The following is a 6,086-nucleotide window of genomic DNA, read 5'->3' on the forward strand; positions in this document are numbered from 1 at the left end:
TCGCTTGTTCAACCTGCGCTTGACTGAAATTCTCCAGCAACCGCAAAACTTGAATATATTCCTTGCGACCGCGCCACTCCATGCGGACTTCCAGCAGTCAACGCAGACGATCAAATGCTTCAGGCAGTACCCTACTAAAACCTATACCACCAACAAACAATTTACGCATTATCCACTCAGCAAAATAATCTGCTATTGAAATTTCATTCCTCTCCCCCACGTAGGCAACAATAACCTACTATGGGAGCATTTCATGCGTTTTGACAAACTAACCACTAAATTCCAGCAAGCCTTTGCTGATGCACAGAGTATTGCTGTCGGTCAGGATAATCCAACCATTGAACCACAGCATCTGCTACTAGCATTATTGCAACAAGAAGATGGCAGTACACTTTCCTTGCTTCAGCGTTCCGGAGTCAATACCACCCCACTGCTGGAAAATGTAAGGCAAAGCGTTCATCGTTTACCAAAAATAGAAAATTCAGGTGGAGAGGTTGCTATTTCCCGTACGCTGAATAACCTTCTTAATTTGGCAGACAAAGAAGCGCAAAAACGCAGCGATCAGTTTATTGCCTCAGAAATGTTTCTTTTGGCAATCTTGCAGGATAGAGGTGAGATCGCTGCATTGCTTAAGCAACATGGTGCCAATTACACAGCACTAGAAAAAGCCATTCATGCAATACGAGGTGGTGAGCAAGTCAGTAGTGCAGAAGCCGAAGGTAGTCGAGAAGCTTTAAAAAAATATACACTGGATCTTACGGAACGTGCGCGTCAGGGTAAATTGGATCCGGTCATCGGACGTGACGATGAAATTCGTCGTGCGATACAGGTTCTACAACGTCGCACAAAAAACAATCCCGTGCTGATTGGTGAACCGGGTGTGGGTAAAACCGCAATTGTTGAAGGCTTAGCCCAGCGCATTATCAATGGGGAAGTACCTGAAAGCCTGAAAGACAAACGAGTTCTCTCGCTGGATATGGCTGCATTGCTGGCGGGTGCAAAATACCGTGGCGAATTTGAAGAACGCCTCAAGTCGGTGCTAAAAGAACTTGCGCAAGACGAAGGTAAAACCATTGTATTTATTGATGAGCTGCATACGATGGTTGGAGCAGGCAAAGCAGAAGGTGCAATGGACGCAGGCAATATGTTAAAACCCGCATTGGCACGCGGAGAATTGCACTGTGTCGGTGCAACCACATTGGATGAATACCGCAAACATATTGAAAAAGATGCTGCGTTGGAACGACGCTTTCAGAAAGTGTTGGTGGAAGAACCCACCGTGGAAGCCACTATCGCGATACTCCGCGGTTTGCAGGAAAAATACGAGGTGCATCATGGCGTGGATATCACAGACCCCGCTATTGTCGCTGCCGCTGAATTATCCAATCGTTACATTACCGATCGTTTTCTGCCTGACAAGGCCATTGACTTGATTGATGAAGCCGCAGCACGCATTCGCATGGAAATTGATTCCAAGCCGGAAGCGCTAGATAAGCTGGACCGGCGCTTGATACAACTCAAAATTGAGCGCGAAGCAATCAAAAGGGAAAAGGATGAAGCATCGCAAAAACGCCTGCAATTACTCGAGGAAGAAATAAAACAAAAAGAACGGGAATACGCTGACTTAGACGAAATCTGGAAAACTGAGAAATTCCATGTTCAAGGCTCCCAACAAATTAAAGAGGAAATGGAAAAAATCAGGCTGGAAATAGAGGCAGCTACCCGTAAAGGGGATTGGCAAAAAGTCTCGGAATTGCAATACGGTCGTCTTCCACAACTGGAAGCGCAATTGCAATCCCAGCTCAACGATCAGAAACAGCAAACCGAAGGCGCTAAACCGGGCGGCACAGTCGCGCCCAAGCTGTTACGCACGCAAGTCGGCGCAGAAGAAATCGCCGAAGTAGTATCGCGGGCTACCGGCATCCCTGTGTCTAAAATGATGCAAGGTGAGCGCGAAAAACTGCTGCTGATGGAACAGAAACTACATGATCGCGTGGTTGGTCAGGATGAAGCCGTGCGCTTAGTATCGGATGCAATCCGCCGTTCGCGTGCCGGACTGGCTGATCCGAACCGCCCTTATGGATCTTTCCTGTTCCTGGGACCTACCGGAGTAGGAAAAACTGAATTGTGCAAAGCATTGGCCGGCTTTCTATTTGATTCCGAAGACCATTTAATCCGCATCGATATGTCCGAATTTATGGAGAAACATTCGGTAGCCCGCCTGATCGGTGCACCGCCGGGTTACGTTGGTTATGAAGAAGGCGGTTACTTAACTGAGATTGTACGCAGAAAGCCCTATTCCGTCATTCTGCTGGATGAAGTAGAAAAAGCGCATCCGGATGTATTTAATGTATTGCTACAAGTTCTGGATGACGGTCGCATGACTGATGGTCAAGGACGCACCGTTGATTTTAAGAATACGGTTATCGTCATGACATCCAACCTGGGTTCACAAATGATTCAGGAAATGTCCGGAAGTGAATATCAATTGATTAAACAAGCCGTTATGGGCGAAGTTAAAATCCATTTCCGGCCGGAATTTATTAATCGCATTGATGAAGTTGTGGTATTCCATGCGTTGGATGAAAAACATATTAAATCGATAGCTAGAATACAATTGCATTATCTGGAAACAAGATTGGCCAAATTGGAAATGAAACTTCAAGTCAGCGAAGCAGCACTCGCAGCACTTTCTCAAGCTGGTTTTGATCCAGTGTATGGTGCTCGTCCTTTAAAACGCGCCATCCAAGCGCAAATTGAGAATCCGTTGGCCAAAGAGATTCTGGAAGGTAAATTTGTTGCAAAAGATACCATTAAAGTTGATTACAGTGATGACAAGATCAATTTCTTTAAATTAAATGTAGATATATCGATAGACTAAAAGCGTAGCATCTAAGTCAGCAGCAAGAATAAAATATGCCAGAATACAGGTGAATATGCTTAAACAATATGAGATTCGGGTAAAATGTATTATTTTTACTGGATAGACTGATATGTTTAAAGGTAGCTTGGTTGCTATCGTCACTCCGATGGATGAAGAGGGTGAATTAGATTTAGAGCGTTTCCGTTCTCTTCTTGATTTCCATATAGACCAGGGTACCGATGGCGTTGTGGTAGTTGGCACGACAGGTGAATCACCAACTGTAGACTTTGATGAGCACCGCTTGTTGATGCGCACTGCAGTTGATCATGTTGCTGGACGCATACCTGTGATTGCAGGCACTGGCGCGAATTCAACACGTGAAGCCATCGATTTGTCGATTTATGCAAAAGATTCGGGCGTAGATGCCTGCCTCTCGGTTGCTCCTTATTACAATAAACCTACTCAAGAAGGGTTATATCAGCACTTTAAGGCGATCGCAGAAGCAGTAGAAATTCCCCATATCCTCTATAACGTTCCCGGCAGAACGGTTGCAGATATCCATAACAATACCGCGCTCCGCTTGGCACAGATACCAAATATTGTCGGCATTAAAGATGCGACGGGAGATATTGGGCGAGGTTCTGACTTATTGTTACGTGCACCACCTGGATTTTCCATCTATAGCGGAGATGATGTCAGTGCATTAGCGTTGTTGCTGCTAGGCAGTCATGGTGTTATTTCAGTCACCGCGAACGTAGCCCCCAGAATGATGCATGAAATGTGTATCGTTGCATTCTCTGGCAATCTAAATACTGCGCGAGCGCTGAATAATAAGCTCCTGCGTTTACATATCGATCTATTTGTAGAGGCAAATCCAATCCCTGTGAAATGGGCTGTTGCGCAAATGGGTTTAATCGGCTCCGGAATCCGCCTGCCGCTTACACCCTTATCCGCTCAGTATCATCAGCTCATTCGAGAAGCCATGCGATCAGCTAATATCCATGATTTGAAGGAATAAGATGTCAAAAATGAAATGGCGAAAAATAACCATACCATCTCTGATATTGGCGCTTTCATTGACAAATACAGGTTGCAATCTGTTTCCAGAAACTAAAACCATCGATTATAAGTCAGCAGGAAAGTTACCTGCTTTAGACATACCGCCCGATCTCATCAAACCCGCTATTGATGAACGTTATTCAATCCCTGAACTCAGTTCATCGGGTAGTGCAACATTTTCCACCTATAGTAACGAGCGTGGCGGACAACAAACAGCTGCGGGCACATCCTCCTTTTTACCATCATCGATTCAGAATGTGCATGTTGAGCGCGCTGGAACGCAACGCTGGTTGGTTGTCCCGCAATCTCCTGAGACCGTATGGCCGATAGTAAAAGAATTCTGGCAGGAACTGGGCTTCTTGATTAAGATAGAAGTTCCAGAAGCAGGAATTATGGAAACTGATTGGGCTGAAAATCGCGCCAAAATTCCACAAGACTTTGTGCGTACTTTCCTCTCTACTTTTCTGGATAGTATTTATTCAACTGCCGAACGCGATAAATTCCGCACCCGCTTGGAACGGAATGAAGTAGGCAGTACCGAAATATATATCAGTCATCGTGGTATGAATGAAGTACTGGAAGGAGGCGGTCTCAACCGGACAATCTGGCAGCCACGTCCAGCTGATCCTGACCTAGAAGCTGAGATGTTATCTCGTTTGATGATGCGCTTTGGTGTAGAAGAAGAGAAGGCTAAGTTGGAGTTAACTACCGGCAAGAGTACTGCTCAAGAACGCGCCTACATCGACCCGGAAACAGGAAACACTCTCGTCATTAATGAAGCATTCGACAGATCATGGCGACGTGTTGGCTTGGCACTTGATCGTATCGGCTTTACTGTTGAGGATCGCAATCGCGTAGAGGGTATTTATTTTGTGCGCTATCTTAGTCCCGATAAGGACAGCAAGAAAAAAGGCGATGACGAGGGCATTCTGTCAGGAATTATGTTCTGGCGTAGCGGGAATAAGGATGATGAGAAAGCTGCAAAATACCGTATACAAATTCATAGTACTGAAACCAATATCAGCAAAGTTACTCTGTTAAATGATGACGAAACAGCAGTAAATTCCGCCACTACGAGTCGCATTCTGAAGCTTTTACATGAGCAGCTTAAATAACAAGTGTGAGTGCAGACAATGAACGCGTTAAAAAGTCAGTTTTATATTTTGGAAAAATCCTAAAGTAACAAAGGAAACTCTCAGAAAGAAAGAAAGAAAGAATGAATGGATGAAAAAGGGCAAATATCCAAAAAACAAATCTTACAAATAAAAAACCGCCTCTTCGGGCGGTTTTTCTCTCAGGCAAAAAGAAATTATTTTTTGCTGTTTGGCTCTCCGCCTTGTATAACCTTTTCATAGTTCGATTTTTCAGTTTCAGGCAATGCTTGACTAGGTTTTCCACCGCATGCAGATAATGTTAAAGCCAGCAGGAGTAAAGCCAGAATAGTATATTTCATCATCTATTTTCCTTATAACAAGTTCTTAAAAGTAAGTTCAGCAGTATATAACGAATTAAACTAATCATTCAAGCAAGTTCTAGCTAGAAATTTAACGAGTTTATATCTGCTTTTTGGATTATTTAATCATTAATGGAATAAGAAAAACTCTACATATCCCATATAATTTCATAGTTTCTACAAATTCATTTTTCATACCTACACTGCGTATAATTTCAGAAACTGGAATTATACGCAGTGGCCGCAATAAAATGAAAAATCTTTTTTGATTGACTAAAGTAATAAATAATCCAGCTAATTTATTACTTTATCAATCGACAAGCCAATAATCTTCTTTTAAAAAAGCTAATGGCCCTATAAAAAACTATTTTGTATTATCAGCAGGTTCTGAATCCCTGGGTGCATAAGCTGATGGAGGTGGTTTATCCATAGGATAGCCATCAAGACTTTTTTTGCCTTCACAAGCAGTTAACGTTAATACTGCAAATGCCGCGGCAAAGAGTGAAAATTTAATCATTTAATCTCCCATATTCTTTCTATTTAGTTTGAATGCAATAGCATAATTGCAGTCATTCAATTATACAATTTTGTATCCAGTATTTAAACTACCACAAAACTTAAAAGACTTTATTCCGAGCTTCTTCATTCGCTGATACCATGCGAAAAATATTCATTAAAATGATAGATAGCTCATTGTAAACATCATATTAA

6 protein-coding genes are annotated in these 6,086 nt (G+C 43.0%); 4 read left to right on the plus strand and 2 right to left on the minus strand.

The window, feature by feature from the left end:
* From ACH10T_RS04425 to bamC, 4 genes are all read left to right on the plus strand, one after another.
* On the plus strand, positions 1 to 199 hold a 199-nt coding region (locus ACH10T_RS04425), incomplete at its 5' end, for a hypothetical protein (protein WP_394808120.1).
* A 54-nt stretch (positions 200 to 253) separates the two neighbouring features.
* Positions 254 to 2,881 (plus strand): ATP-dependent chaperone ClpB, encoded by a 2,628-nt coding sequence (gene clpB, locus ACH10T_RS04430; RefSeq protein ID WP_394808116.1) that lies wholly within the window; start codon positions 254 to 256, stop codon positions 2,879 to 2,881.
* A 112-nt stretch (positions 2,882 to 2,993) separates the two neighbouring features.
* A complete protein-coding gene (gene dapA / locus ACH10T_RS04435; RefSeq protein ID WP_394808117.1) occupies positions 2,994 to 3,881 on the plus strand; it encodes a 4-hydroxy-tetrahydrodipicolinate synthase in 888 nt (295 codons plus the stop codon).
* A gap of 1 nt (position 3,882) precedes the next feature.
* On the plus strand, positions 3,883 to 5,037 hold the full coding sequence (gene bamC, locus ACH10T_RS04440) for an outer membrane protein assembly factor BamC (RefSeq protein ID WP_394808118.1): 1,155 nt from the start codon (positions 3,883 to 3,885) through the stop codon (positions 5,035 to 5,037).
* A 194-nt stretch (positions 5,038 to 5,231) separates the two neighbouring features.
* On the opposite strand, the gene ACH10T_RS04445 is transcribed toward bamC, so the two are convergent.
* Together ACH10T_RS04445 and ACH10T_RS04450 are read right to left on the minus strand one after the other, a co-directional pair.
* Complete coding sequence (locus tag ACH10T_RS04445) at positions 5,232 to 5,375, minus strand: hypothetical protein (RefSeq protein ID WP_394808119.1); 144 nt, start codon at positions 5,373 to 5,375, stop codon at positions 5,232 to 5,234.
* Positions 5,376 to 5,739: 364 nt separating this feature from the next.
* Entirely contained in the window at positions 5,740 to 5,892 is a 153-nt protein-coding gene (locus tag ACH10T_RS04450; protein WP_292995427.1) for a hypothetical protein, read from the minus strand.
* Positions 5,893 to 6,086 lie beyond the last annotated feature (194 nt).

The organism is Nitrosomonas sp. (assembly GCF_043753625.1).
Classification (GTDB): domain Bacteria; phylum Pseudomonadota; class Gammaproteobacteria; order Burkholderiales; family Nitrosomonadaceae; genus Nitrosomonas.

Excerpts from the sequence above, each read along its gene's own strand:
- clpB (WP_394808116.1), top strand. The coding sequence starts at position 254 with ATGCGTTTTGACAAACTAACCACTAAATTCCAGCAAGCCTTTGCTGAT.
- dapA (WP_394808117.1), top strand. The coding sequence starts at position 2,994 with ATGTTTAAAGGTAGCTTGGTTGCTATCGTCACTCCGATGGATGAAGAG.
- bamC (WP_394808118.1), top strand. The coding sequence starts at position 3,883 with ATGTCAAAAATGAAATGGCGAAAAATAACCATACCATCTCTGATATTG.
- ACH10T_RS04445 (WP_394808119.1), bottom strand. The coding sequence starts at position 5,375 with ATGAAATATACTATTCTGGCTTTACTCCTGCTGGCTTTAACATTATCT.
- ACH10T_RS04450 (WP_292995427.1), bottom strand. The coding sequence starts at position 5,892 with ATGATTAAATTTTCACTCTTTGCCGCGGCATTTGCAGTATTAACGTTA.